Origin of the sequence: Pseudoalteromonas sp. CR1 (genome assembly GCF_019392235.1) — a bacterium.
Taxonomy (GTDB): Bacteria; Pseudomonadota; Gammaproteobacteria; order Enterobacterales; family Alteromonadaceae; genus Pseudoalteromonas.
In genome coordinates this window covers 1-273 of sequence record NZ_JAHXRM010000234.1, presented here as the reverse complement: position 1 = coordinate 273, position 273 = coordinate 1, and the positions used below count along the sequence as shown (strand labels likewise).

At 65.2% G+C, this 273-nt stretch carries 1 protein-coding gene; it reads left to right on the top strand.

Annotated features, from left to right (window positions below; all coding sequences use genetic code 11):
* Window positions 1-273, top strand: a 273-nt coding sequence (locus tag KZZ04_RS19250; RefSeq protein WP_219423873.1) for a PAAR domain-containing protein, incomplete at both ends; no start/stop codon positions are given.

Genomic DNA, 273 nt, shown 5'->3' with positions numbered 1-273 from the left:
CCCTACCGTCGCCACACCTGCGCCGGGTGCCGTGCCGAAGCCGCTGGACCTGGTCGTGTGCATGAAGCACCCGCCAATGCCGCCGCAGTTTCTTGCCGAAGGCTCGGAAAAGGTCACGATCAATGGTCAGCCCGCTGTGCGCAGTGGTGATCGCAGTACCTGCGATGCGACGGTGGTGTCGTCCGGTTTGATCTCATCCAACGTGGCCATAGGCGGCGGCTCGGTGGTGGTGCGTGAAATACGCAGCGGCAAGACCCCGGGGGTTGGGCTGGC